The organism is Anaerosporobacter faecicola, assembly GCF_012070565.1.
Taxonomy (GTDB): Bacteria; Bacillota; Clostridia; order Lachnospirales; family Lachnospiraceae; genus Anaerosporobacter; species Anaerosporobacter faecicola.
This window is the reverse complement of sequence record NZ_JAAQRO010000001.1, coordinates 24,697-48,437: the sequence shown is the minus strand read 5'-3', so window position 1 is coordinate 48,437 and position 23,741 is coordinate 24,697. Positions and strand designations below refer to the sequence as shown.

20 protein-coding genes and 1 other RNA gene are annotated in these 23,741 nt (G+C 34.6%); 1 reads left to right on the top strand and 20 read right to left on the bottom strand.

Annotated features, from left to right (window positions below; genetic code table 11):
- Positions 1–314: 314 nt before the first annotated feature.
- Positions 315–1,754 carry a S41 family peptidase gene (locus HBB17_RS00150; protein ID WP_167954665.1) on the bottom strand — a complete coding sequence of 480 codons (1,440 nt, stop codon included), beginning with the start codon at positions 1,752–1,754 and terminating at the stop codon, positions 315–317.
- Positions 1,755–2,357: 603 nt separating this feature from the next.
- Positions 2,358–3,128 (bottom strand): class I SAM-dependent methyltransferase, encoded by a 771-nt coding sequence (locus HBB17_RS00145; RefSeq protein ID WP_167954663.1) that lies wholly within the window; start codon positions 3,126–3,128, stop codon positions 2,358–2,360.
- 347 nt (positions 3,129–3,475) lie between these two features.
- Between HBB17_RS00145 and HBB17_RS00140 the strand changes: the two genes are divergently transcribed.
- Positions 3,476–4,669 (top strand): IS110 family RNA-guided transposase, encoded by a 1,194-nt coding sequence (locus HBB17_RS00140; protein ID WP_167954661.1) that lies wholly within the window; start codon positions 3,476–3,478, stop codon positions 4,667–4,669.
- 108 nt (positions 4,670–4,777) lie between these two features.
- Here the strand turns inward: HBB17_RS00140 and HBB17_RS00135 are convergent, their stop codons facing one another.
- The 18 genes from HBB17_RS00135 to glgA form a co-directional block, all read right to left on the bottom strand.
- A complete protein-coding gene (locus HBB17_RS00135) occupies positions 4,778–5,026 on the bottom strand; it encodes a hypothetical protein (protein ID WP_167954659.1) in 249 nt (82 codons plus the stop codon).
- A 303-nt stretch (positions 5,027–5,329) separates the two neighbouring features.
- Positions 5,330–5,863 (bottom strand): GNAT family N-acetyltransferase, encoded by a 534-nt coding sequence (locus tag HBB17_RS00130; RefSeq protein ID WP_167954658.1) that lies wholly within the window; start codon positions 5,861–5,863, stop codon positions 5,330–5,332.
- A 175-nt stretch (positions 5,864–6,038) separates the two neighbouring features.
- A complete protein-coding gene (locus HBB17_RS00125) occupies positions 6,039–6,560 on the bottom strand; it encodes an AAA family ATPase (protein WP_167954657.1) in 522 nt (173 codons plus the stop codon).
- A gap of 48 nt (positions 6,561–6,608) precedes the next feature.
- A complete protein-coding gene (locus tag HBB17_RS00120) occupies positions 6,609–7,211 on the bottom strand; it encodes a GNAT family N-acetyltransferase (protein ID WP_167954655.1) in 603 nt (200 codons plus the stop codon).
- 410 nt (positions 7,212–7,621) lie between these two features.
- The gene (locus tag HBB17_RS00115; RefSeq protein ID WP_167954653.1) at positions 7,622–7,903 is read right to left on the bottom strand and encodes a hypothetical protein; all 282 of its coding nucleotides are present in this window, start codon (positions 7,901–7,903) and stop codon (positions 7,622–7,624) included.
- A gap of 109 nt (positions 7,904–8,012) precedes the next feature.
- Positions 8,013–8,374: a transfer-messenger RNA gene (gene ssrA, locus HBB17_RS00110) on the bottom strand.
- A 349-nt stretch (positions 8,375–8,723) separates the two neighbouring features.
- Positions 8,724–9,035 (bottom strand): hypothetical protein, encoded by a 312-nt coding sequence (locus HBB17_RS00105; RefSeq protein ID WP_167954652.1) that lies wholly within the window; start codon positions 9,033–9,035, stop codon positions 8,724–8,726.
- Positions 9,036–9,225: 190 nt separating this feature from the next.
- Positions 9,226–9,693: an SsrA-binding protein SmpB gene (gene smpB, locus HBB17_RS00100; protein ID WP_167954651.1), complete on the bottom strand. Its 468-nt coding sequence runs from the start codon at positions 9,691–9,693 to the stop codon at positions 9,226–9,228.
- A gap of 299 nt (positions 9,694–9,992) precedes the next feature.
- Positions 9,993–12,278: a ribonuclease R gene (rnr, locus tag HBB17_RS00095; RefSeq protein WP_167954768.1), complete on the bottom strand. Its 2,286-nt coding sequence runs from the start codon at positions 12,276–12,278 to the stop codon at positions 9,993–9,995.
- A complete protein-coding gene (locus tag HBB17_RS00090) occupies positions 12,220–12,393 on the bottom strand; it encodes a hypothetical protein (protein ID WP_167954650.1) in 174 nt (57 codons plus the stop codon). Before HBB17_RS00090 ends, rnr begins: the two co-directional genes overlap by 59 nt.
- 225 nt (positions 12,394–12,618) lie before the next feature.
- Positions 12,619–12,864, bottom strand: a complete 246-nt coding sequence (gene secG / locus HBB17_RS00085; protein WP_167954649.1) for a preprotein translocase subunit SecG — start codon at positions 12,862–12,864, stop codon at positions 12,619–12,621.
- A 115-nt stretch (positions 12,865–12,979) separates the two neighbouring features.
- A complete protein-coding gene (gene gpmI / locus HBB17_RS00080; protein WP_167954648.1) occupies positions 12,980–14,524 on the bottom strand; it encodes a 2,3-bisphosphoglycerate-independent phosphoglycerate mutase in 1,545 nt (514 codons plus the stop codon).
- A gap of 169 nt (positions 14,525–14,693) precedes the next feature.
- Positions 14,694–16,394 (bottom strand): MutS-related protein, encoded by a 1,701-nt coding sequence (locus HBB17_RS00075; RefSeq protein ID WP_167954647.1) that lies wholly within the window; start codon positions 16,392–16,394, stop codon positions 14,694–14,696.
- 234 nt (positions 16,395–16,628) lie between these two features.
- Positions 16,629–17,378, bottom strand: coding sequence for a triose-phosphate isomerase (gene tpiA / locus HBB17_RS00070; RefSeq protein ID WP_167954645.1), 750 nt, complete (start codon positions 17,376–17,378; stop codon positions 16,629–16,631).
- Positions 17,379–17,479: 101 nt separating this feature from the next.
- Entirely contained in the window at positions 17,480–18,670 is a 1,191-nt protein-coding gene (locus HBB17_RS00065; RefSeq protein WP_167954643.1) for a phosphoglycerate kinase, read from the bottom strand.
- A 139-nt stretch (positions 18,671–18,809) separates the two neighbouring features.
- Positions 18,810–19,820, bottom strand: coding sequence for a type I glyceraldehyde-3-phosphate dehydrogenase (gap, locus tag HBB17_RS00060; RefSeq protein WP_167954640.1), 1,011 nt, complete (start codon positions 19,818–19,820; stop codon positions 18,810–18,812).
- A gap of 295 nt (positions 19,821–20,115) precedes the next feature.
- Positions 20,116–21,768: a Na/Pi cotransporter family protein gene (locus tag HBB17_RS00055; protein WP_167954632.1), complete on the bottom strand. Its 1,653-nt coding sequence runs from the start codon at positions 21,766–21,768 to the stop codon at positions 20,116–20,118.
- A gap of 497 nt (positions 21,769–22,265) precedes the next feature.
- Positions 22,266–23,702, bottom strand: a complete 1,437-nt coding sequence (glgA, locus tag HBB17_RS00050; RefSeq protein WP_167954630.1) for a glycogen synthase GlgA — start codon at positions 23,700–23,702, stop codon at positions 22,266–22,268.
- Positions 23,703–23,741 lie beyond the last annotated feature (39 nt).

Genomic DNA, 23,741 nt, shown 5'->3' with positions numbered 1-23,741 from the left:
TCTTTCACCTGTTACAAACTCTATTGTACCATCCTTACTCAGGAAACGCATCCATCTTAAGTGGATTTTTTCTGGCACTGTTTCCATCAATTTTGGTTGTTTTGCCTAGCGCATGCTTTCCTTTTTCTTTGACTTTATCGTTCATCATTCCTTTTTCTCAAACTTACATAATACATTAAAACATACAAAAGTAACATTCACCACACATTGATCCCTCTATTATCTTACCACTTGGAGTTTACTCTAAGGCAAGCTTTTTATTTATATAATTAATATAAAAAAAGACTGGCATTTGCCAGTCTCTCACGTAGACATTACTTATCGCTGTTATTTTCCCCATTTAGAAACGCAATCGCTCTTTTAAGACTGTCCTCCCCTAATTCAGTCTCAATATCTGGAACAAGGGTATCCTGATTCGCATTTCGATCCGGTCGAAGAAGATAAGAGGATGCAATCTGAACGTAGCAACCGCTGTATTCCATCTGATAGATGACATTATCCGAATAACAGCTTGGCGCGTTGGCACTTTTTCGTCCAATTACTGTTCCTAACTTACCATCTTGCACATAAACGCCAAGCATGGTTGCAGCGCTGAATGTATATTCATTGGTAAGAACAACTAAAGAAATAGCGTCATTGGGTTTTGCACATGAAAGCAATCGGCTATAGGTATCAAAGCCTGTAGTTTGCGTTATTTGCCTAGTTTTAGCGACTAATGGTGAATATCTTAATGTGAATCCATATTCTGGTATAGACATGCCTAATTCATTGAGGATTGCAATGCAATTATCCGAATATCCACCATCATTATTACGTACATCAATAATATACTTTGTAATTCCGTCCTCTAATGCAGTATGCAACTGATTCAGTTGTTCCTTCATTAAGTCCTCTTCAATCATACAACTATTCATATCAATATAATAAATATCGTCCATTCGGCATGACTCAATTGGAACTGCATCATATTGATAAATTTGTGATCGAGACGTTTCTTCATAGCTTACAAATGGTATAATCTGTACACTACGAACGCCATTATCCTCTATTTCTGCAAGAATTCCATCAGCCGTAAATTCACAACCTGCTAGTTCTAAATTATGCTGTTCCAGTATCTGAAAACTATGAATTAGATTACGAGCCGATTCATTTTCAGCCGGATAATACTCGTCAACTAATTGCGCTATTTTTTCAACTGATACCCCACCAAGTTTAATGAGTCTGGCCGTTGTTATCTCTCCCTCCTCATTCTGAAGATAAATGTTTTTCCCATCTGCCATACAATTTAATTTGGCAAATGGCCCTTCTTGTGAGTATCTCATATGTGTATGTCCATCTTGAAAAACGGCTAAGAATTTCTTAGTCAATTGTTTAAACTCTTCTAGAGAAGTATTGTCATTAATTGCATTTATGTAGTCTTCTTTCGCTTGTGCATAGTCCTTTGGAGCTTTTTGAACAGCAAAAGAAGCATGTGTCTCTTCTATCACTTCTATAAGCTTGCTTGCGTCGGTCTTATACGACATTTCCTCAGGTGTAGGCGACTCTTCCAATTCTGTAAGATCTTCACTTGTATCAGGAGAAGAAGCCGTACTTGAAACTACACTCGTGTTGTTTTCTGATACTTTTGCATTCATTGAAGCATTATTCTGATTTGAGTTAGTAGCAATGTTCCCCTTCGATCTTACCTGACAACCTGTCAAAAAAACAGTAAGTAATAATATACACGCACTACTGATAGCGATTACTTTTTTCATAATTGATTCTCCTTGTAAATTATTATACTCTTTTGTTCTTTTCATATCATAGAGGAACAAAATAATCGACATATCATAAACATGTTATCAAGTTGTAAAAATTGTATTCTTTTTCGTTGGATTGTAAGCGCACAATGACTTAGTGTCTTTAAAAATATAACAAAATCAGTATAAGCGTCTATATATAAAGGCTATAAAAAGGCGTTCAATATGGACAATGAAAAATATAGCTAAAATGAGTGTCTTTTTTAGTTGAACCATATGCCTGCAGCCAGAATATTCAAGGTACCTATTCAATTATGGTACAGATATTTATTTGCCAGGCAGATAGCGAATTATTGAATGAAAGTAATGAAACGAAGAATATCAGGTGGATGCCTTTACTGGAATTAAAAACTTTGTTAGAAAGTAATGTAGTAAGTTTCTATCCGATGCACGTAGATACTTTAAGAAAATATATGAATGATAAAGTTATAAAATAGAGCATATAGACATACATGCGATTGTGATTGCGAACTTAGTGTATCTATTAGGATAAACCTTCTTTTACAATACGGAAGAGTATGTATGTCCTAATTGTAAAACATTTCTTCTACACATTGCCTAAATCTTTCTTACCTTAAAACACACGGATATCGGAATCATTTTTGCTTTCTTAGTTTTGTCACTGTTATCATTGACAGATTCCATGGTTTGCTTGTCATTTTGCTCAACCATTTCCTCTATAATAAATCCAGCCTTTGCCAAGGCATTTATGTAGGTTGATATTTTTCGATTGCATAAAACTATCTCACTTCCATCCACAGGCATGGTAAAATAAGATTCATCAAAATAACTTTTATTGAAAACTAATTGACTATTTTCAACTTCCTCTTTCCGTTGACTGCACGACCAAGCTACGCAGTAATTCAAAGTATGATGCCAACTGAATATAAAGATACCATCTTTTTTTAAGTAAGAGGCAATCTTATTAAATGTACCTTGTAAATCAGTTGTCCAACCTATCCCATAAATTGAATAGACGTAATCAAAATAGTTTTTGGGAATGTCCAAATCAGCTTCCATGGGAGAGCATATAAGTTTTGCAGTATAGCCATTTTCACGCAAGTAAGCAGCGGCATTTTCCAATTGCTTGTGTGATAAATCAACTCCCCATAATTCTGCAGCATTTCGATCAGCAAGGTATTTTAAGGAATGCCCACTGCCACAACAAATTTCTAATGCCTTTTTCCCAGAAATGTCTTTGAAAAAATGTAAATCATCTTCAGAAACAAATTTAACGCCATATGTAGGAAGTGCTGTAGTACCAAACCACAAATCTGCATTCTCCTCCCAGTATTGTTTATTTTTGTTAATGATTTCAGTTGGTTGCATTGCTGATTGCTCCTTCGCAAAATATTTTAACCTTTGCAACAATAATACTACATATTTTGCCAACTATCAATATTAAGCGATCAATGTTCTTTGTTCAACAAATCTTAATTCGTACTATATAAGAGTAGAGAATATTGTCTCTATTCTTATTTTTTTGTTATGATGAGGTTGATTGGCTGACGTAATTCTTAATTGGGACACCAAGCCCGTAGCTAAACTTGTCAGCCAGCTCTCATTATCTAACATTCGATTCAGCAAGTTGGGACTTAGCTCCCGTGTCACTAACGAACATGAGTTGATTATGAGATGTTGGAACCAATCATAATAATACATAAAGGAGGACTATCATGATCGCTGTTGGTGTTGATGTTTCTAAATCCAAAAGTATGGTTGCTATCCTTAGTTCAGATGGCGAAATACTTGCCGAACCATTTGAGGTATATCATGCTAATGATTCGTTAGACAACCTCATCAATAATCTTCACGCTATTAACGATGATATTAAAATTGTTATGGAAGCAACCGGACATTATCATCTCCCTATTCTAAAAAAGTTCTTAGATGCTAATCTTTTTGTTTCTGTTATGAATCCATACTTGATGAAGAAGTATGGGGATAATCAGATACGTAAGGTTAAAACCGATCGTAAAGATGCAATGCGTATGGCTACCTATGCGTTAGAAAAATCATATGCTTTAGTTCCGTACACTTCTTTAGATCAGAAATACCTTGATTTAAAATTCCTATCTCGACAATATAACCAACGTGTATCTACTAGAGTTAAAAACAGAGTATATTTAGGCAATCTGCTTGATGAGACTATGCCAGGAATTGAAAACATTTTAATGTCCAAGACAACTAAGCCAGAAAACAATATGCTATATAACTTTATCATCAAGTTTCAGAGCTTTGATACCATAAAGAATATGGGCGAGAAGAAATTCCTCAATAGTTACACTAGATTAGCTGACAAAAATGGTTGTCGTAATTACAAAATGAAAGCTCTTAAAATCTATGAACTTGCTACTAATAGTGTAACAACCCGTGGTACAGATACTTTTACAACTATAGCTATGCAACAATGCCTTAATGTCTTAATTCAAGCTGAAACTGCTTCAAATGAAATCCTATTACAAATGCAATCTCTTGCACAAACCTTACCTGAATACTCTATAGTGAGGGCTATGAATGGCGTTGGTGACCGTCTTGCTCCACAACTCATCGCCGAAATTGGCGATGTTCGAAGATTCAAAAGTGGTAAAGCATTAAATGCATATGCTGGAAACGATGCTCCACCATTCCAATCTGGACAGTTCGAAAGTCAAAATAGGCATATATCAAAGCGTGGAGCTCCTGCTCTTAGAAAAGCCTGTTATGAAGTAATGCAATGTTTGAAGATGCATAAACCACAAGATGATCCTGTATATCAATTTATGATTAAAAAAGAAGAAGAGGGCAAGCCTTTGAATGTTGCTAAAATGGCTGCTGTTAATAAATTTCTTCGCATCTATTATGCTAAGGTAATGGAACTCTACAGATAACACTTGTATATAATTTACATTCTTTCTCATAAAAATGAGGTCTATTAAAGTTACCCTTCTTTACTTCATAAAAAAATTAAAAAAGTACTTGACTTTTATTAGCAAGGTTTAGTTAAGTTTATATCCAGTCCGCTTCCACTCGTTGTCTCTCATTTCGTCTGTCGTTTCTACATCTTTAATCCATATTACCGCCCCAGGTTTAGTTAGATAATAGATTATGTCCTCTATTTCTTCTGTGTCGTAAAGTGACCAAGAATATGGAGTTTTATATATTTCCAATAATTCTTCGTAAGTAATATTTACTTGATGTTTTGGTCTTAATTTTCCCAGTTTTCCTCGTCTATGGGAATGCAACATAATATTCTAACTTTACCTCTTACTCTTTTAGTTCCACTTTCTAATATATAAAATTCTTCTTGTTTGTCTTATGTCCTCTTACTTCTAGCGTTTTGGGATTAACTTTATCAAATATTTTTTTAATCCATTCGGCTTTTATAAAAAGTCCGTTCATTCAATATCTTTCCTTCCCTAAATATCAAGGTTTAACTTACCAACTTTCACATATTTGTATATAATAAAAACTACCAACTTAATACTGATAGTTGGTAGTCTTAATTTGTTACTTTTGAATTATGCTCAAATAACGTAATAATTTTTATATTACAATTGTTTTACCATTACATATTCATCTGCATATGTATTATCTAAATAATGCAACGCTTTAGGAATTGTCCCTACAATTTCAAAACCAAACCCCTCATACATTCTAATCGCTCTTTCATTTTTTGTTACGACATCCAATTCTATTTGAGTTACACCTTTATGTTCACACCATTTAATGCACTCTATCATCATTTTTCCGCCTATTCCAAGATTGCAATACTCCTTTAATATAACAAAAGCAACCTCTGCTCTATGACGATATCTAGTATTTCTTCTGACTAAGCCAACTGAACATTGCCCAATTATTTCATTGTCATATTCAACAACAAACCACTCTATATCATTATCATTTAAAATATTATCTATTATTTCTCCTTCTCTTTCAATAGAAGTGCTAAATTCTCCTGGGTTTCTTGCTAAGAATAATGTTTCTGTATCCGCACGTTTCATGAGTTTTATAATAGCCTCTGAATCCTCTACTTGCGGATTTCTTACTGTTATTTTCTTCATGTTTTTAAGTATATACTCCATTGACTTAATCTCCTTTCACTTTTAATAATTCCTACCAATTGTTTACAAAAAATCTTTGTAATAAGAATACTATATATTTTACCAACTATCAATATTAAGTATCAATTTACCTCGATAAAAAAACTACCAACTTCATATTGATAGTTAGTAGTTTTGGTATATGTATTCAATGATTTTAACTCACCGATAAACTGGAATTTATCAAACTTTTTATCTTAAGTGCCACCTGTGCAGATGTCATATCCGTCGTATCAATACATGGATAATTATACTCATCATAAAAGGAAAATGTCATTTCCATTCCTCTTTTAATTCGCATTTCGTCCCTACCGTCTTTGATTGCACGCCTTATATTTTCATCCCTAGTACATTTTAAAATAATGATAGTATCTTTGAATTCTATACAATCATTTCTTAGTTTCTCTATTACTCTTCTATAAATATCCTTTCTCTCACCGTGCCAACCATATGTAAAAACCACCGTATTTATATCACTACACGAAAGATAATTATGTAATAAACAATAAATATTTTCCACTATCGTTTGTTTTGTTATTTCTGTAAAAGCGAACGGATTCATGACGCGACACCAATCAGAATCCACATAAGCAGTTTTTTCGCATTGTTCTACTATCTTTTTCGCTGTAGTACTTTTCCCAACACCATTGGGACCAATTATTATGATAAGTTGCTTCATTAATACACCTCTACAAATTCAAATTTAGCTTTCTTCGTATTCTGCCAATCATTTTGTTTGTGTAAAAATTTTATCAAAAGCTTTTACTTTTTCACGGTTTAATTCATCATTGAAAATATTAGATTCATAATATTTTCCTCCACAAACATTTGACAAATATTGTGGTATTAATTCCATACCCATAAAGGCAGGATAATTATATCCATCGCAATCTGATATTCCAAAAATTGCAGCCTCTTCAAATCCAAATTGAGGATAATATTCAGGTCTACCGAAAAATAAAATTGCACCATAACCTAAAAGTTTTGCCTTTTCAATCATTGTATTTATTAAGGATGCACCGACACCTTTTCGCTGATATTCAGGCAATACGCTTAGTGGACCAAAATTTAAAACAGGTAAAGATTCACATGCTGTTCTGACTACTGCTTTGCTGCAAATGATATGTCCCACAATTATACCGTCTACTTCTGCCACAAAACTAAGTGACAATATTCCATCTCTTTTGCGTAATTCATGAACCATCCAGTGTTCAAACGGACATCCTATTTGACCTCTTTCAATTCTTCCTGGGTAAGAGAAAGCTATTTTTGTGATTTCTTCTACTCGACAGTAATCTTTTTCTTCTTCGTTTCTAATAAATATGTTCATTTATTCTCTCCTTTAGATATAGGAGCAGTAATTCCTCCTACACATATTAATAGATTTATTTATCATATCAACCCTACCTTTCATAAGTTTTTTATTATAACGCCAAAGCGATACAAACAAGCAAACACAAATGATTTTCACTACAAATTCAAATTTACCTTTCTCTTTGTACATAAATAATCTTTACAATAAGAATACTACATATTTTACCAACTATCAATATTCAGTTTTCAATGTACTAAATAAGCTTAATCCTAATCTACTAATTCCCTAAACTATCATTTAAATAAACTAAAAAAACTACCAACTATTATTAATAGCTAGTAGTTTGGATATAATTATTAAGTTACAATGTTTTAAAATCACCGAACACATTCTTCTAGTAATTCCATTATGACGATAATCATCTTTTAATATGCTTCTGTAATCTCAACCATATATTCTTCATAGCAAAAAGATTTCTTTAATTGAACACAAATAAACCCCACAAGTTCTTTATTTAATTCCTCTACTACAACAAACTTTTGTTCAACACTAATTACTTCATCGGAGAACGTATATCCCGAAGCTTTTCCACTTACCCCAAATTTTCCGAAGAACGAGAAGAAGTTGATAAAACTATAGACAATTACTTTGAAGAAGTACTTGGATAAAAAACAATGATATTGATATAAAAAACATAATGCATGCATTATGTTTTATGAAGAAGATGATAACGATGTATCAAAAAATAAATTTAAGGAATTGACGAAACACAAAATGCAACACATAAAAAAGAACCTTGAATAATCAAGGCTCTTTGAGTGGAGCTGAGGGGAATCGAACCCCTGTCCGAAAGCTCATTCATTGCGGCATCTCCCATTACAGTCAGTCTTTTATGCAAACCCGAAGTTTGCTGTTCCCTCCGCGAATCGCCGGCTAACAGGCTATTCGTTTCGGTAGCTTCATGTTTCTTCTATCTTCTCAAAGCTTTGAAGACAAAGTGCCTCGCAAGTTTGATGCCGGGTCCTTAAGCAGCGAGTGGCTTAAGGTCGACAGCTGCCACTAGGCAGCGTACGCTAAATTTTCGTCTGCGTTTATATTTAATTCTAAGTTTTTACGTGGTCCTAGTCCACGAATGGCTTCCTCAACTTCAAAACCCCCGTCGAAACCAGTACAACCCCGAAATATTATCTTAAGATAAGACTTCAGCGATCCAGCTGTATGGTACAACAGACGTACTACTATTATAGTATACGTTGCTTGCTTTTTTGTCAAGTCTTTACGATTCAACTTGTCGTTTAATTTCAACCAACTTTACCAATTTTTACATGCCTCATTTCTCGTTCTATACAAAGCCTTGTTCTCTTAACACGTTCCCCTATAGTCTCATAATCATTCCACTCATTTCCGTACAAATTTTACATTTTAACTTCAATTCGTTCCCACGCAGTCTCACCTTTCTCCAGCCAACTCTTTCTGTATAAAACCCTTGACTCTACTCATTCCGTACTTTCCACATAAAACCTCACACTACTCCTTTAGTACTTTCCACATGCAACTGCTTTTCCAATATTCTTTTCGATTTATGTAAGATTGATTCAACCATTCACCTGCCTGTGCAACACCGTCTTGGGAGAATTCAAATTCTTTGCTTTCTTTTAACTTCTCCTCTGTTTTCGCATAATTATATGGTTGTGGCCAAATCGTCGTGACCAATGTTGTAACAGGTTCATCACCTTCCGTTACTTCCTTCTTCATACGATACCGCATTCCATTTAGACTTCCGGTGAACGTTTCTTTCTTTAGTAGATTAATATTAACGAAGTTTTTTGGATCGATCATAGCAAACACCTATCCTTTCTTCGAATCCAAGTATATAAAAGGAAGTTGCCACTTAAGGAGGTATTCCTACCTCCTATGGCAACTCTTTCTTAGCCTATATAATGACTTTACTAATGATTACTTGACTTATCTCATACATAGTAATTTATCCAAATTTCATTAAAGACAACTCATCAAATATAAAAGACGTTTAGTATAAATTCTTAATCTTAAAGTCTTTCTCTGCTTCTCTTCTTTGATCTTTCTTTGCTATGTCTTGACGTTTATCATAGAGTTTCTTACCTCTTGCTAAACCAATCTCCATCTTTACAAGACTGCCTTTGAAATAGACGCTAAGCGGAACCAAGGTGTACCCCTTCTGCTGCATCTGCCCACCAATCTTGTTAATCTCATATTTGTGTAGAAGTAATTTACGAACACGAAGAGGATCTTTGTTGAATATATTTCCTTTTTCATATGGACTAATATGCATATTGTAGATGTATAATTCCCCATTTTCAACACGAATAAAGGATTCCTTCACACTACATTTTCCCATACGAAGAGATTTTACTTCTGTTCCATGAAGAACAACTCCTGCTTCGTATTTTTCCTCTATAAAATAGTCAAAGTAGGCTTTTTTGTTATTGGCTACTTGCTTAATACTATCCTTTGACATTTTCTTTTACTTATCCTTTCCTTCCTAAGCTCTTTCTTGATTTTTCATATTTCTTTTTCTTCTTATTTCTTTTCTTCTTATCTCATAACAACTTATTTCTTATCGTTATTCCTTTTTTTCTCTTTTATATTATTTCTTTTTATCTCATTCTTATTTTGTTCTTGTCTCAACATACCTAGTAAGTATATAAACGTACACCGTGTATATACTTACTAGATTTATATCGTAATTGAATAACATTTTAAATCTTATAATACGTTCAAGTTTTGTTTCTTCCTACTTAAGCTTATTATAAGGATTTACTTCCCTGAATACGTATCCTTTACAATCTTCATTATTGCCTGTTCATCAACATCCGGATTCATCGTCGCGCCTTTTGCTGTATGTTTTCCATAATTCTCAGTTTGTTGAAGAGAAGCCGTTTTTTCGTTATCTTGATCTTCAATTGTTGTTTCTTCCTCAGATTCAGCTAATTCGAAGTCAATGGTTCGTAGCTCTCGATCACAATCTACTACTTCTATCGTAACCTTCTGACCAAGTTTATACATCTTTTTCGTATGTTCTCCGATCATCATATAATGCTCTTCATCGTAGTAATAGTAATCATCTTTCATTGCTGTGACACGAATCATTCCTTCTACGGTATTTGGTAATTCTACATACATGCCCCAAGTTGTAATACCAGAGATAACACCTTCGAATTGCTCTCCAATAAACTGTTTCATGTATTCTACTTTCTTCAGTTTTTCAACTTCTCGTTCTGCTTCATCTGCTCTACGTTCTGTTTCACTGGATTGTCTTGCAACATCTGACAAGATACGATCGTAATGAGTAATTCTCTTCTCACTCATCTTGCCTCGTAGATTCTCCTTAATAATGCGGTGAATCTGAAGGTCAGGATAACGACGAATTGGTGAAGTAAAATGACAGTAGTATTTTGTAGATAATCCAAAATGTCCATCATTCGTTACGGTATACTTCGCTTGCTTCATGGAACGAAGAGTTAAACGACTGATTAAGGCTTCTTCTGGTGTTCCTTCAATCTTCCCTAATAACTTCTGTAATTCTTTCGGATGAATATCGTCCTGTCCAATCTTGATACTATAGCCAAAGTTATTAATGAAAATACCAAGTTTCTCAATCTTTTCAGAATCCGGGTTTTCATGTGTACGATATACAAATGGTAGTTCCTGCCAGAAGTAATCTTCTGCAATCGTCTCATTGGCAATCAACATGAAATCTTCAATAATTTTCGTTGCAGTATTTCGTTCATACGCCTTGATATCAATTGGCTTACCTTTTTCATTTAAGATAATCTTACTTTCAGGGAAGTCAAAATCAATAGAACCACGTTTGTGTCTCTTTTCTCGTAAAATTAAAGCTAACTCCTGCATCATCTCAAACATTGGAACAAGTTCCTTATATTCCTCGATCTCTGCTTCGTCATGATCCTCTAGAATCTTCTTTACGCTTGTATAACTCATTCTACGATCAACTCGTACAAGGGTTTCCGCAATCTTATGTCCTACAACATTTCCTTTTTGATCAATGTCCATAAAACAGCTTAATGCCAAACGATCAACGCCTGCGTTAAGTGAACAGATTCCATTGGATAATTTATGAGGTAACATTGGAATAACTCGATCAACAAGATATACACTTGTTCCTCTCTTTAATGCCTCTACATCAAGAGCTGAACCTTCTTTTACATAGTTTGTTACATCAGCGATATGCACACCAAGTGTATACTTGTCACCATTCTTAGAAATTGTAATCGCATCATCTAAGTCTTTGGCATCTTCTCCATCAATGGTAACCATTTGTAAATCACGGATATCCATTCTTCCCGCCATATCTGCACCATCAACTTCGTCAGGAATTGTATCTAAGGATTTCATAACTGGATCCGGGAATTCCATCGGTAAGTTATTCGATTTGATAATAGACATGATATCTACTCCAGGATCATTAATGTGCCCAATGATTTCTGTGATTCTACCTTCTGGATTCTTATCTTTACCACCAAAATCAACAATCTTAACAACAACTTTGTGTCCAGTCACCGCACCCTTTGTATGTTCTTTTGGAATGAAGATATCTCTACCTAATTTAAGATTATCTGGGACAACAAAACCAAAATTCTTACTCTTTTGGAATGTACCAACGATTTCCGTATTTCCTCGTTCAACAATTGAAACAATCTCGCCTTCTCTACGCTTTCCTGTCTGTTCCTCTCTGATCATGACTTGAACAACGTCCTTGTTCATAGCGCCTTTTGTTGCATTCTCAGGAATGAAAATATCCTCTTTTTCTCCTTCAATTACAACAAACCCATATCCTCTCTGCGTTCCTGAAAATGTTCCAACTTTGAGGTTTGCATTGGCTAATTTATAGCGTGTCTTCGAATCAATCATAATCTTTCCATCATGAATTAAAGAATCCAACACTTCTTTTAAATCTTGTTTTTCTGCCTTTGGTACCTGCATAACAGCAATAATCTCTTTAAATCGTAATGGTTTGTACTTCTTATCCTCCATCATACTTAAGACAAGTTGTTTTTTCACTTCCAATATTGTTCGATCCATCATAGTAACAACCTCCCGTCTTTGAAGCAATTGCTTGCTTTATATCCATACGAATCTTGGATTCGTATTTGACTGACATACTTTTATTTTGTCCACATCCAACTGATTTACTCAAACTTTGTACAGAATTGTCTATATTACATAGCCATTTTCTGCTCAATGTGTTGTAAATCAGAATAACAAATTAATTCTTGTATTATATAGATATTATACTACATTTTGATTAATTTTCCAACAATTAATCAAAATGTCAGAAAAAAAATCCTTTCTCTCATATCACTACAAGAGAAAGGATTAATTTATTACTTATTGCCCATATAATAAAGCAAGTATTCTGTACTTACCAGTTAAGATTTAGGTTTAAAACAACAGAAAGAACGATGAATAAGATTGCTAAAATACGTGTTGACTTCTCCATTGCACCTTCCATGGAACGACCTTTATTCTTGCCCCAATAAGTATCAGCCATACCACTGATTGAACCAGTAAGACCTGCAGATTTACCTTCTTGCATAAGTACAACAATAGTTAATGCTATACAGATAATTGCATATACAATAACTAAAACAGTTTTTAATACTGCCATCGATTACACCTCCTAAAGATCATATCTTGCTATAACGATAAACAATTAGTTTCATTTTATCATAACAAGATTCGATTTTCAATATTTATTTCTATAGTTCCCTACAGAATTTGGTTTATTTCTTAATTAATAAAGATTTTCCTGTCATTTCAGCTGGTTTTGTCATACCCATCATTTCAATCAATGTAGGTGCGATATCAGCTAAACAACCATCTTCTGCTAATTTGTAATCTTCCTTATAATTTACTAAGACAAATGGTACTGGATTTGTTGTATGTGCTGTAAATGGTGCTCCTGTTTCATAATCAACTAATTGTTCTGCATTTCCATGGTCAGCACAGATAAACATTTGTCCATCTACACTTAACAATGCTTCGTAAGCTCTACCAATACAAGCATCAACTGTTTCAACTGCCTTTACGGCTGCATCTTCAATACCAGTATGACCCACCATATCTGGATTTGCAAAGTTAATAATGATCACATCATATTTTGTAGATTTGATTGCATCTACTAATTTGTCACATACTTCATTTGCACTCATCTCTGGTTGAAGATCATAAGTAGCAACCTTTGGAGATTTCACAAGGATACGATCTTCTCCTTCGTTTGGTTCTTCTACTCCACCATTAAAGAAGAATGTAACATGAGCATATTTTTCTGTTTCAGCGATTCTTGCTTGTGTCATATTGTGCTCTGCTAAGAATTGGCCAAATGTATTATCGATTGAAACTTTTTTGAATGCAATAATCTTATTAGGAATCGTTACATCATATTCTGTAAAGCATACGAATGTTAATTTCATGAAACCTTTTTGTCTTGCAAATCCATCAAATTCTTCGTCACAGAATGCTCTTGTCATCTCTCTTGCACGGTCTGGTCTAAAGTTAAAGAAGATTACGGAATCATTTTCTTTGATCGTTGCAGTCGCTTGGTCATCATTTCCAACAACAGTAGGAACAACAAATTCATCATTTTCCCCTTTGTCATAAGAATTCTGAACCGCACAGATTGGACAGTCAGCATGTTGTCCTTCACCAAGAACTAAAGCATTGTATGCCTTTTCAACACGATCCCATCTATTATCACGATCCATTGCATAGTAACGACCACTTACTGTAGCTACTTTTCCTACTCCGATTTCTTCCATCTTTTCAACTAATGCTTCAATAAAACCTTTACCAGATGTTGGTGCAGTATCACGTCCATCTAAAAATGCATGTACATAAACGTTTTCAAGTCCATTTTGTTTTGCTAATTCTAATAATCCATATAAATGTGTATTATGGCTGTGAACACCACCATCTGAAAGAAGACCCATTAAATGTAATGCTGAATTGTTCTTCTTGCAGTTTTCGATTGCAGCAAGTAATGCTTCATTCTTAAAGAAATCACCATCATTGATTTCTTTTGTGATTCTTGTTAATTCCTGATAAATTATTCTTCCAGCACCCATGTTAAGATGACCAACTTCAGAGTTACCCATCTGTCCGTCTGGAAGACCAACTGCTAAACCACTTGCATATCCTTTCACCCAAGGATACTCTGTCATTAATTTATCCATTACTGGCGTTTTTGCGTTAGCAATTGCATTGCCTTCTTTTTTGTCATTTAATCCATAACCATCTAAGATCATTAAAACTGTAGGTTTTTTACTCATATCGTTTGCTCCTTTTCTAATAATGTATAGTCCAAAAGGTGAAAATAACACTTCTGCGCAAGTATATGTGAAACGATTTTGACCCTTGCAATATAAAATGAGATTTTCATCTTCGAATTCGATTAGAACTCAAAATCATCTCCTATTCTACCACAATCCAAATTTATTGTCACGTTAAATTATTATCAAACGGCCATTCTCCATGAACTTCAAAATAATCCACCAATGCCATCGCATGAGCAATAATGCTCTTGTCATATGCTTTCATTTCTAATAAACGAATGGCATTTCTTGTTGTAACCGGTCCCGGGTACAAGATATAATCAAAGGTGACATTTCCTTCCTCCATATATTCTTGGAAATGATATAGATCATATTCCTTTTTCAGTAGTTTTGTCAATTCCATATCATGAGATGCTGCAAAGCAGAATATGCCTTGTTCTTTCATATAACGAAGGATTTCTGTTGCTGCTGCAATCCTCTCAATGGTATTCGTTCCACGTAAAATTTCATCTACAAAACACATAATTGGATACCGTTTGCTCTCCTCTAAGATTTCTCGCATAGTCTCAATTTCAACAACGAAGTAGCTTTCTCCATTCGCCAAACTATCTCGAAGTGACATAGCAGAACGTATGTGATAGAAACCACTTGCATACTCTTTTGCACAACAGGTATGGATTGTTTGTGCTAAGATTGCATTAATTGCAATTGTACGTAGAAAAGTCGATTTTCCAGATGCGTTGGAACCTGTTAGCAAGATACCCCTGCTCGTTTCCAGAGTATTGGTTACAGGGTCCTCAAGCAATGGATGATAGGCATCTACAATTTTAAGCTTTCCTCCAATATCTTTCCCACTCTCCATTAATTCAGGTATCGCGTAGTATGGTAGCGACTCCCGATAAGAAGCAATTGCAATCATACTTTCTATCTTCCCTACTATTTCTGCAATCTCATACAACTCGTCATATCCACTCTGTATCCGTTCTAAAATTCTACTTAATTTCACATAATCAAAATGTGATAGCATCCGTAAGTAATCCAAAAATGCATCCGCATCTGCTGTAAATGATGCCTTACTTGTAAATATAATATCACTGTTCTTCAGTACTTTTTTATATCTCTTCGCGTTTTTTAAACGATCTTGATACTTTGTTAGGACTGGATCCTTCCATCGAGATAATTCTTCTGCAGCATTGATCATTGCTTCCAATTGACGTATACTGCCCATTATCGCATAAGCAAATTGACGGTTACTCCAATACGTAACTACATTAACAATGATCACTAAGAAAAATGGTACTAATCCTAGCTGTGGTCGAATCACACTAACTACTCCCGTAATTACGAAAGCAACCAAAGAAAGGAGGTGTTTCTTAAGGTTCTTTCCATCTACTGTTTTACTGAACTCTAGATATTGAAATAGTGATACTTCCGCATTCTTACCTATTTTTGAAAAGAGTACTTGCATACGAGTAGCCTGCTCTACATTTTTTTGAAAATATGTGATTTCCTTTTCTCGTTCCTGTAAAACTTGATACTCCATACATGGATTACTTAGAACATAATATAGATATTCCTCTCCTAAGGATGAATAGGTTTGATTCATCTTTGAAAACAAAACAGAGAAATTAATATCGCTTTTCGTCGTCTCATCTAACACACTTTCATGCATTCTTGTGTAAAAAGATGCATGTCGTAGTGACTGTTCTGACATCCCATCTAATTCTTCTTCATCAAAAACAATTGGCTTTCCAAATTTCTCTTTCAGCTCCTCTAATCGGTCTTTCGTCATTTTTCTTCGATTCCATAGGATTGATCCAAATAGAAATACCAGTAATAGCACAAATATGATTCCAAGATAGTTCATATTCTTCCCCTCTTTTCTTATGTACTGATTTCTGTTCGTGGAAATGACAAGAAAACAGGAACATATCATTTAACATACCAATATATGTAACTATTATACGTATCCTTTCTATCCTTTTCAATAGAATACATAACAGGAAACTACGCAAAAAAGACCATTCACTTAGATTATTCCTAAATGAACGGTCCCTTCTCATATTCTATTCCATCAGAACATGTCAATCAAACAAAATCTCTATTTGTTGTAATTAACGATCTTTCCGAAATCAGGTTTTAAACTAGCTCCACCAACTAATCCACCGTCGATATCTGCTTGTGCAAATAATTCAGGAGCACTAGCCGCTGATACGCTACCGCCATATTGAATACGGATTGCAGCTGCAGTAGCTTCATCATAGATTTCGCCAATGCAAACACGGATAGCAGCACAAACTTCTTGTGCTTGTTCTGTTGTAGCAACTTTACCAGTTCCGATTGCCCAGATTGGTTCATATGCAATAACAGCTGTTTTTGCTTGATCTGCAGTAACGTTTAAGAAAGCGATCTTGATTTGTTGACGGATCCAGTCGATCGTGATGCCTTGTTCTCTTTGCGTTAAAGATTCACCACAACAAACGATTGGAGTAATTCCATGTTCAAATGCTTTTAATACTTTCTTGTTAACGGTTTCATCTGTTTCTGCGAAGTATTCTCTTCTTTCAGAATGTCCGATGATAACATATTTAACACCAATATCTGTTAACATATTCGGTGCAATTTCACCAGTGAAAGCACCGCTTTCCTCGAAATACATATTTTCAGCACCAATTTGGATATTGGATCCTTTTGCTGCTTCGATTGCAGTTGTTAATGAAATAGCTGGAACACAAAATACGACATCTACTTCATCATTTGCTACTAATGGTTTTAATTCATTGATTAATGTAACTGTCTCACTTGGAGTTTTATTCATTTTCCAGTTACCAGCAATAATTTTCTTACGCATATGATTCTCCTTAAAAGTCTGTATTCTATACTTATCCTATGATAGAAGGCATTACGAATAATGCCTTCTACTATACCTACGGATTGCTACATAACGAATTCTTATTTGTCGTTAGCTGCTGCTACACCTGGTAATTCTTTACCTTCTAAGAATTCAAGAGATGCTCCACCACCTGTAGAGATATGAGTCATCTTGTCACCGAATCCTAAATTATTAACTGCAGATGCGCTATCACCACCACCGATGATTGTTGTAGCATCAAGATCAGCAAGTGCTTTTGCTACTGCAACAGTACCAGCTTCGAAGTTAGACATTTCGAAACAACCCATTGGTCCGTTCCAAACTACTGTCTTCGCATCTTTTAATGAATTAGCAAATAATTCACGAGTTTTAGGTCCGATATCAAGACCCATCCAGCCATCATCGATTCCTTTTTCAGCTACTTTAATGTTTGCATCATTAGAGAACTGATCAGCAACAACAGTATCAACAGGAATTAATAAATTAACACCTTTTGCTTTTGCTTTATCCATCATCTCTTTTGCGTATTCGATGTAATCTTCTTCAAGAAGAGAATCACCTACTGTTTGTCCAAGAGCTTTTTCAAATGTATAAGCCATACCACCACCGATGATCAAAGTGTCAACTTTGTCAAGAAGGTTGTTGATAACAGAAATCTTACTAGAAACTTTTGATCCACCTAAGATTGCAACGAATGGTCTAACTGGGTTGTTTACTGCATTTCCTAAGAAATCAATTTCTTTTTGCATTAAGTAACCAACTACAGCAGTATCAACATATTTTGTAACACCAACATTAGAACAGTGTGCTCTATGAGCTGTTCCGAATGCATCGTTAACGAATATATCTGCTAAAGAAGCTAATTCTTTGCTGAATTCATCAACGTTCTTTGTTTCTTCTGCTCTATAACGAGTATTTTCAAGAAGTACTACGTCTCCATCATTCATAGCTGCAACAGCTGCTTTTGCATTGTCGCCTACTACAGTTGCATCAGCTGCAAATGTAACAGGTTGTCCTAATAAATCAGCTAAACGTGTTGCTACTGGAGCTAAAGATAACTCAGGCTTTGGTTCTCCCTTAGGTTTTCCAAGATGTGAGCAAAGAATTACTTTACCACCATCATTGATTAATTTTTTGATTGTAGGTAAAGCAGCTACAAGACGATTTTCGTCTGTAATTTTACCATCTACTAGAGGTACGTTGAAGTCACAACGAACTAATACTCTTTTTCCTTTAACATTAATATCATCAACAGATTTCTTATTTAACATATATGTGCTCCTTTCAGATCAATGAGTTTCAATAGTTTAGGGTACAATTCCCTATACACAAAAAATGAGTCCGGTCCTATAAGTCTAACCTATCTGACCGGACCCATTTTAGGATCTAATTTAACCCAAATGATATAAACTATGCTAATTCAGCAAAGTATTTGATTGTTCTAACCATTTGGCTAGTGTATGAATTTTCGTTATCATACCAAGAAACAACTTGAACTTGAGTAGTTCCGTTATCCATTGGAGTTACCATTGTTTGAGTTGCATCGAATAATGATCCAAAACGAATACCAACGATATCAGAAGAAACGATTTGTTCTTCATTGTAACCGAATGATTCAGAAGCAGCAGCTTTCATAGCAGCGTTGATTTGATCAACAGTTACATTTCCTTCTACAACTGCAGTTAAGATAGTTGTTGAACCAGTTGGAACTGGAACTCTTTGTGCAGATCCGATTAATTTGCCTTTTAATTCTGGGATTACTAAACCGATTGCTTTAGCTGCACCAGTTGAGTTTGGAACGATATTAACAGCGCCTGCACGAGCACGTCTGAAATCACCTTTTCTGTGTGGACCATCAAGGATCATTTGGTCACCAGTGTAAGCATGGATTGTAGACATGATACCGCTCTTGATTGGAGCTAAATCGTTAAGAGTTTTAGCCATAGGAGCTAAGCAGTTAGTAGTACAAGATGCTGCAGAGATGATTGTATCATCTTTTGTTAATGTATTTTCGTTTACGCTATAAACGATTGTTGGAAGGTCATTTCCAGCTGGAGCTGAGATAACAACTTTCTTAGCACCTGCATTGATATGTGCTTGAGATTTTTCTTTTGATACATAGAATCCAGTACATTCAAGTACTACGTCTACACCGATTTCTCCCCAAGGAAGTTCTGCAGCATTTGCTTTAGCGTAGATTTGGATTTCTTTACCATCAACTACGATAGAAGCTTCTTTTGCTTCAACAGTATGTCCATCATATCTACCTTGTGATGAATCATATTTTAATAAGTGTGCTAACATAGCTGGGTTAGTTAAGTCGTTGATTGCAACGATTTCATAACCTTCAGCTCCAAACATTTGTCTAAATGCAAGACGTCCGATACGTCCAAAACCATTGATTGCTACTTTTACTGCCATTTCTTATTCCTCCTAAAAAAGTAAATTTTATAATATACTGTCTGAGACAGTTATTAAATCTTCCCAATGAATCTCTAGAAATCCATCGACTTTCTAACGGCCTTGTACAGTGTGGTAGCTAACGAACCAAATCTATTTGTATAAAACAAACTATGTTATTATATTAACAAACTCTTCAGTAAGTTTCGCACCACTGATATTGTACCTAACTTATACATAAATTTCAAGAGTTAATTCATTAATTTTCTAATTCCAAATGTAAATTTTACAAAAGAAAAATTTCAGAAATACTCTTTTATAATTCATCCCTTACATAATTGGCAATATTCAATGAATGATCCGAAATTCTTTCCAAATTCACGAGTGCATCAATAAAGATAACACCTGTTTCTGAATCACATTGGTTTGTAGACAACCGCTGAACATGACGTTCTCTTAACTCTTCTTCAAGAGCATCTACTTGATCTTCTAATTTTACTACTTTACGTACGAATTCAAGATTCTCTGTTTCTCTTGCATAAATTGCATTTTCAAAAGATTGTAATGCTGCGTTACAGATTTCTTCTAACTCTTTGTATGCCATATCTGAGAACCAGATATTGTGCTCGATCTTCGATACAGCTAATTCTGCTAAGTTTTCTGCATGATCACCTACACGCTCAATATTACTAATGGTATAGAATAGATCATTAACCAGTAAATGTTGTTTCTCATTAATCGATAGATTACTGATTTTAACTAAATATTCAGTAATTTTCTTTTCGTATTTATCAATAAGTTTTTCCGTCTTGAAGACTTCATTTGCTTTTTCTACATCATTTTTAAGGATTGCTTGTACCGCATCTTCCGTATTTTTTAGTGTGATCTTTCCAAGATTAATGGATTCTTTTACTGCATTTTCAACAGCAAATGAAGGTGTTTCTAAGATACGATCATCTAAATGCATTAATGTTATTTCATCTTCATCTTTCTTTTCTGGTTGAGAATCATCAACAATCAAACCAGATACCTTCACTAACAGTTTAGCAAAAGGGAATAAAATAACCGTATTCGTTATATTAAATATGGTATGGAAGACAGAGATTTCCACACTATTGATGGACGAATGCGCAAAGCTTGGATTAAATGTAAAGATCAAGAACATTGCAACACCAAAGACAACTGCACCGACTACATTAAATAGTAAATGAATAACTGCTGCTCTTTTGGCTGTCTTGTTTGCACCTGCACTTGATAATAATGCTGTAACACACGTACCGATATTTTGTCCTAATGTAATAAATACAGCTGAGTTCCAACCAACAACTCCATTCATCGCTAATGTTTGCAGGATACCTACGGAAGCTGATGAACTTTGAATGATTGCTGTAACAATTGCACCTGCAAGGATTGCCAAGATTGGATTCTTACCTAATACAGAAAAAGCATTAGAGAAAATAGGTGAATCACTATAAGGCTTAATTGCTCCAGACATAAAATCCAAACCAATGAATAATACACCAAAACCAACTAAGATTTCACCTACATCTTTTTTCTTTTCCTTTTTAGAGAACATTATTGTAAATGCTCCAATACCAATTAACAATGGGGCAAAAAAGGAAGGTTTGAAAATTGCTCCCCATTCATTCATGGATACTAACCAACCAGTAATTGTTGTACCAACATTGGCACCCATAATTACTCCAACAGCTTGTGTTAGATTCACAATTCCCGCATTAACAAAACCTACTACCATTACTGTGGTTGCTGAACTACTTTGAATAATAGCTGTAACTAATGCACCTACTGCTACTGCAAGTAAACGATTATGTGTAAGAATCCCCAATAGTTGCTTCATCTTACCACCTGCAGATTTCTGTAAGCCATCTGCCATTACATTCATACCATAGAGGAACATTCCTAAACCACCTACAAAGGTGAAGATTGTCCCTAGAACTTCTACAGTCATTATATTTCCTCCTACTTAAGTTTTTAACTTATCTTCTGTAATAATACTTCATATATTATCCCCGATTCAATACTTATATTATATAAAATTGTAGGAATATGCAATGTAATTTTCTACATGCTTCGACCAATGTTACCATTGACTAACATATAAATACTTAACGTTTTCTTAACGCATACATAACCAAAATTTATCAAAAGTCACTCATTATTTGATGATTTTCTCCTTTTACTGATTTTTCTTAACACCACTACTTACATATATCCTATCTATAAATTGAATAAATAACGATACTACATATCTATTCTTAGTATAACTAAATTGAGTTCTCTTATACTTCATGTTATGTGTTTTCACATCACGGAATTTATACGTTAAATATTAATGGGTATACAAAAAAGTTCATGTTTTCCACGCAAGCATGAAAAACATGAACTTTTTGTATCGCAAATCGTCGTATCATTAATGGTAAGATGTCTCTTTCCATTATATTTATTTTATAATCTTGAATACAAATCTTCGTACTTCTTAGCTGAATTCGCCCAAGAAAAATCTGCTGCCATTCCACGATCTATAATCTTGTTCCATTCTCTCTTCTTATTAAAGAAAACATGTTTTGCGTATCGTATCGTAGAAAGCATTTCATGAGCATTATAGTTACAGAATGAAAAACCTGTACCTGTACTTTCGTATTCATTATAAGGTTCAACGGTATCCTTTAATCCTCCCGTTTCACGTACTATTGGTACGGTACCATAACGTAAACTCATCAGCTGGCTTAATCCACATGGTTCAAACAAAGATGGCATTAAGAAAGCATCACATGCGGCATAAATCCGATGTGCGCGCTCATTTGAATAGAAGATATTGGCAGATACTCGATCTCCGTATTTCCAAGCAAAGTGACGGAACAGATTTTCATATTTTTCTTCACCAGTTCCTAAAACAACAAGTTGTGTATCCTCGCTACAGATTTCTTCGATCACGTAATCAATCAGATCAAGACCTTTCTGATCCGTTAATCTTGATACGATACCAATCATGAATTTCTTGTCATTTTGTTCTAATCCCAATTCTTCTTGAAGTCCACGTTTATTTTTAATCTTTTCTTTTCTAAAATTCTTACTTGTATAATTTTTAAAGATATACGGATCTGTAGCAGGATCGTATTCCGAATAATCAATACCATTCACAATCCCACATAGACAATTTGATCTTGCACGCATCAAACCATCAAGGCCTTCTCCATAGAACGGCATCTTAATTTCTTCCGCGTACGATTCACTTACTGTTGTAACATAATCCGTATAAACGATTCCGCCTTTTAAATAATTTGCATCACCATATGCTTCTAGCTTATCTGGTGCAAAGTAATAGGAAGATAGCCCTGAAATATCCTTTACCGTCTTCATATCCCAAACACCTTGGAACTTCAAGTTATGTATTGTCATAATCGATTTTATTCCTTGGAAGAATGGATTCTGAGCGAATGTATCTTTCAAATATACTGGTAACAGCCCTGTTTGCCAATCATGGCAATGGATAATATCAGGACGAAAATCGATCAATGGTAAAGCTGATAATGCAGCTTTTGAGAAAAATGCGAATTTTTCAATATCTTCATATATATTACCATAAGGTGTAGGACCAGCAAAATAATATTCATTATCAATGAAATAGAAAGTTACTCCATTTAAATCCATTTCAAGTACACCAACATACTGTGATCGCCATGACAGATTCAGATAAAAATGAGTTTTATACTTCATCTGCTGCTTATATTGATCTGGTATAGCACAATATTTTGGAATCATTACCCTTACATCGTATTCATCTTTGTTATAGTACTTTGGTAATGATCCAACAACATCGGCTAGCCCACCAGTCTTTATAAACGGAACACATTCTGATGCCACAAATAATATTCTTTTCATACTAATTCCTCCCGTAATTCTATTATGTCAACCTATTGA

Bases quoted from the DNA above. Each gene is read 5' to 3' on its own strand.
- HBB17_RS00130 (WP_167954658.1), bottom strand. From the start codon at position 5,863: ATGGAGTATATACTTAAAAACATGAAGAAAATAACAGTAAGAAATCCG.
- HBB17_RS00075 (WP_167954647.1), bottom strand. From the start codon at position 16,394: ATGAACTATCTTGGAATCATATTTGTGCTATTACTGGTATTTCTATTT.
- secG (WP_167954649.1), bottom strand. From the start codon at position 12,864: ATGGCAGTATTAAAAACTGTTTTAGTTATTGTATATGCAATTATCTGT.
- HBB17_RS00055 (WP_167954632.1), bottom strand. From the start codon at position 21,768: ATGACTGTAGAAGTTCTAGGGACAATCTTCACCTTTGTAGGTGGTTTA.
- gpmI (WP_167954648.1), bottom strand. From the start codon at position 14,524: ATGAGTAAAAAACCTACAGTTTTAATGATCTTAGATGGTTATGGATTA.
- HBB17_RS00065 (WP_167954643.1), bottom strand. From the start codon at position 18,670: ATGTTAAATAAGAAATCTGTTGATGATATTAATGTTAAAGGAAAAAGA.
- gap (WP_167954640.1), bottom strand. From the start codon at position 19,820: ATGGCAGTAAAAGTAGCAATCAATGGTTTTGGACGTATCGGACGTCTT.
- HBB17_RS00150 (WP_167954665.1), bottom strand. From the start codon at position 1,754: ATGAAAAAAGTAATCGCTATCAGTAGTGCGTGTATATTATTACTTACT.
- HBB17_RS00115 (WP_167954653.1), bottom strand. From the start codon at position 7,903: ATGCATGCATTATGTTTTTTATATCAATATCATTGTTTTTTATCCAAG.
- glgA (WP_167954630.1), bottom strand. From the start codon at position 23,702: ATGAAAAGAATATTATTTGTGGCATCAGAATGTGTTCCGTTTATAAAG.
- HBB17_RS00135 (WP_167954659.1), bottom strand. From the start codon at position 5,026: ATGTTGCATTCCCATAGACGAGGAAAACTGGGAAAATTAAGACCAAAA.
- tpiA (WP_167954645.1), bottom strand. From the start codon at position 17,378: ATGCGTAAGAAAATTATTGCTGGTAACTGGAAAATGAATAAAACTCCA.
- HBB17_RS00140 (WP_167954661.1), top strand. From the start codon at position 3,476: ATGATCGCTGTTGGTGTTGATGTTTCTAAATCCAAAAGTATGGTTGCT.
- smpB (WP_167954651.1), bottom strand. From the start codon at position 9,693: ATGTCAAAGGATAGTATTAAGCAAGTAGCCAATAACAAAAAAGCCTAC.
- HBB17_RS00125 (WP_167954657.1), bottom strand. From the start codon at position 6,560: ATGAAGCAACTTATCATAATAATTGGTCCCAATGGTGTTGGGAAAAGT.
- HBB17_RS00120 (WP_167954655.1), bottom strand. From the start codon at position 7,211: ATGAACATATTTATTAGAAACGAAGAAGAAAAAGATTACTGTCGAGTA.
- HBB17_RS00105 (WP_167954652.1), bottom strand. From the start codon at position 9,035: ATGATCGATCCAAAAAACTTCGTTAATATTAATCTACTAAAGAAAGAA.
- rnr (WP_167954768.1), bottom strand. From the start codon at position 12,278: ATGGATCGAACAATATTGGAAGTGAAAAAACAACTTGTCTTAAGTATG.
- HBB17_RS00145 (WP_167954663.1), bottom strand. From the start codon at position 3,128: ATGCAACCAACTGAAATCATTAACAAAAATAAACAATACTGGGAGGAG.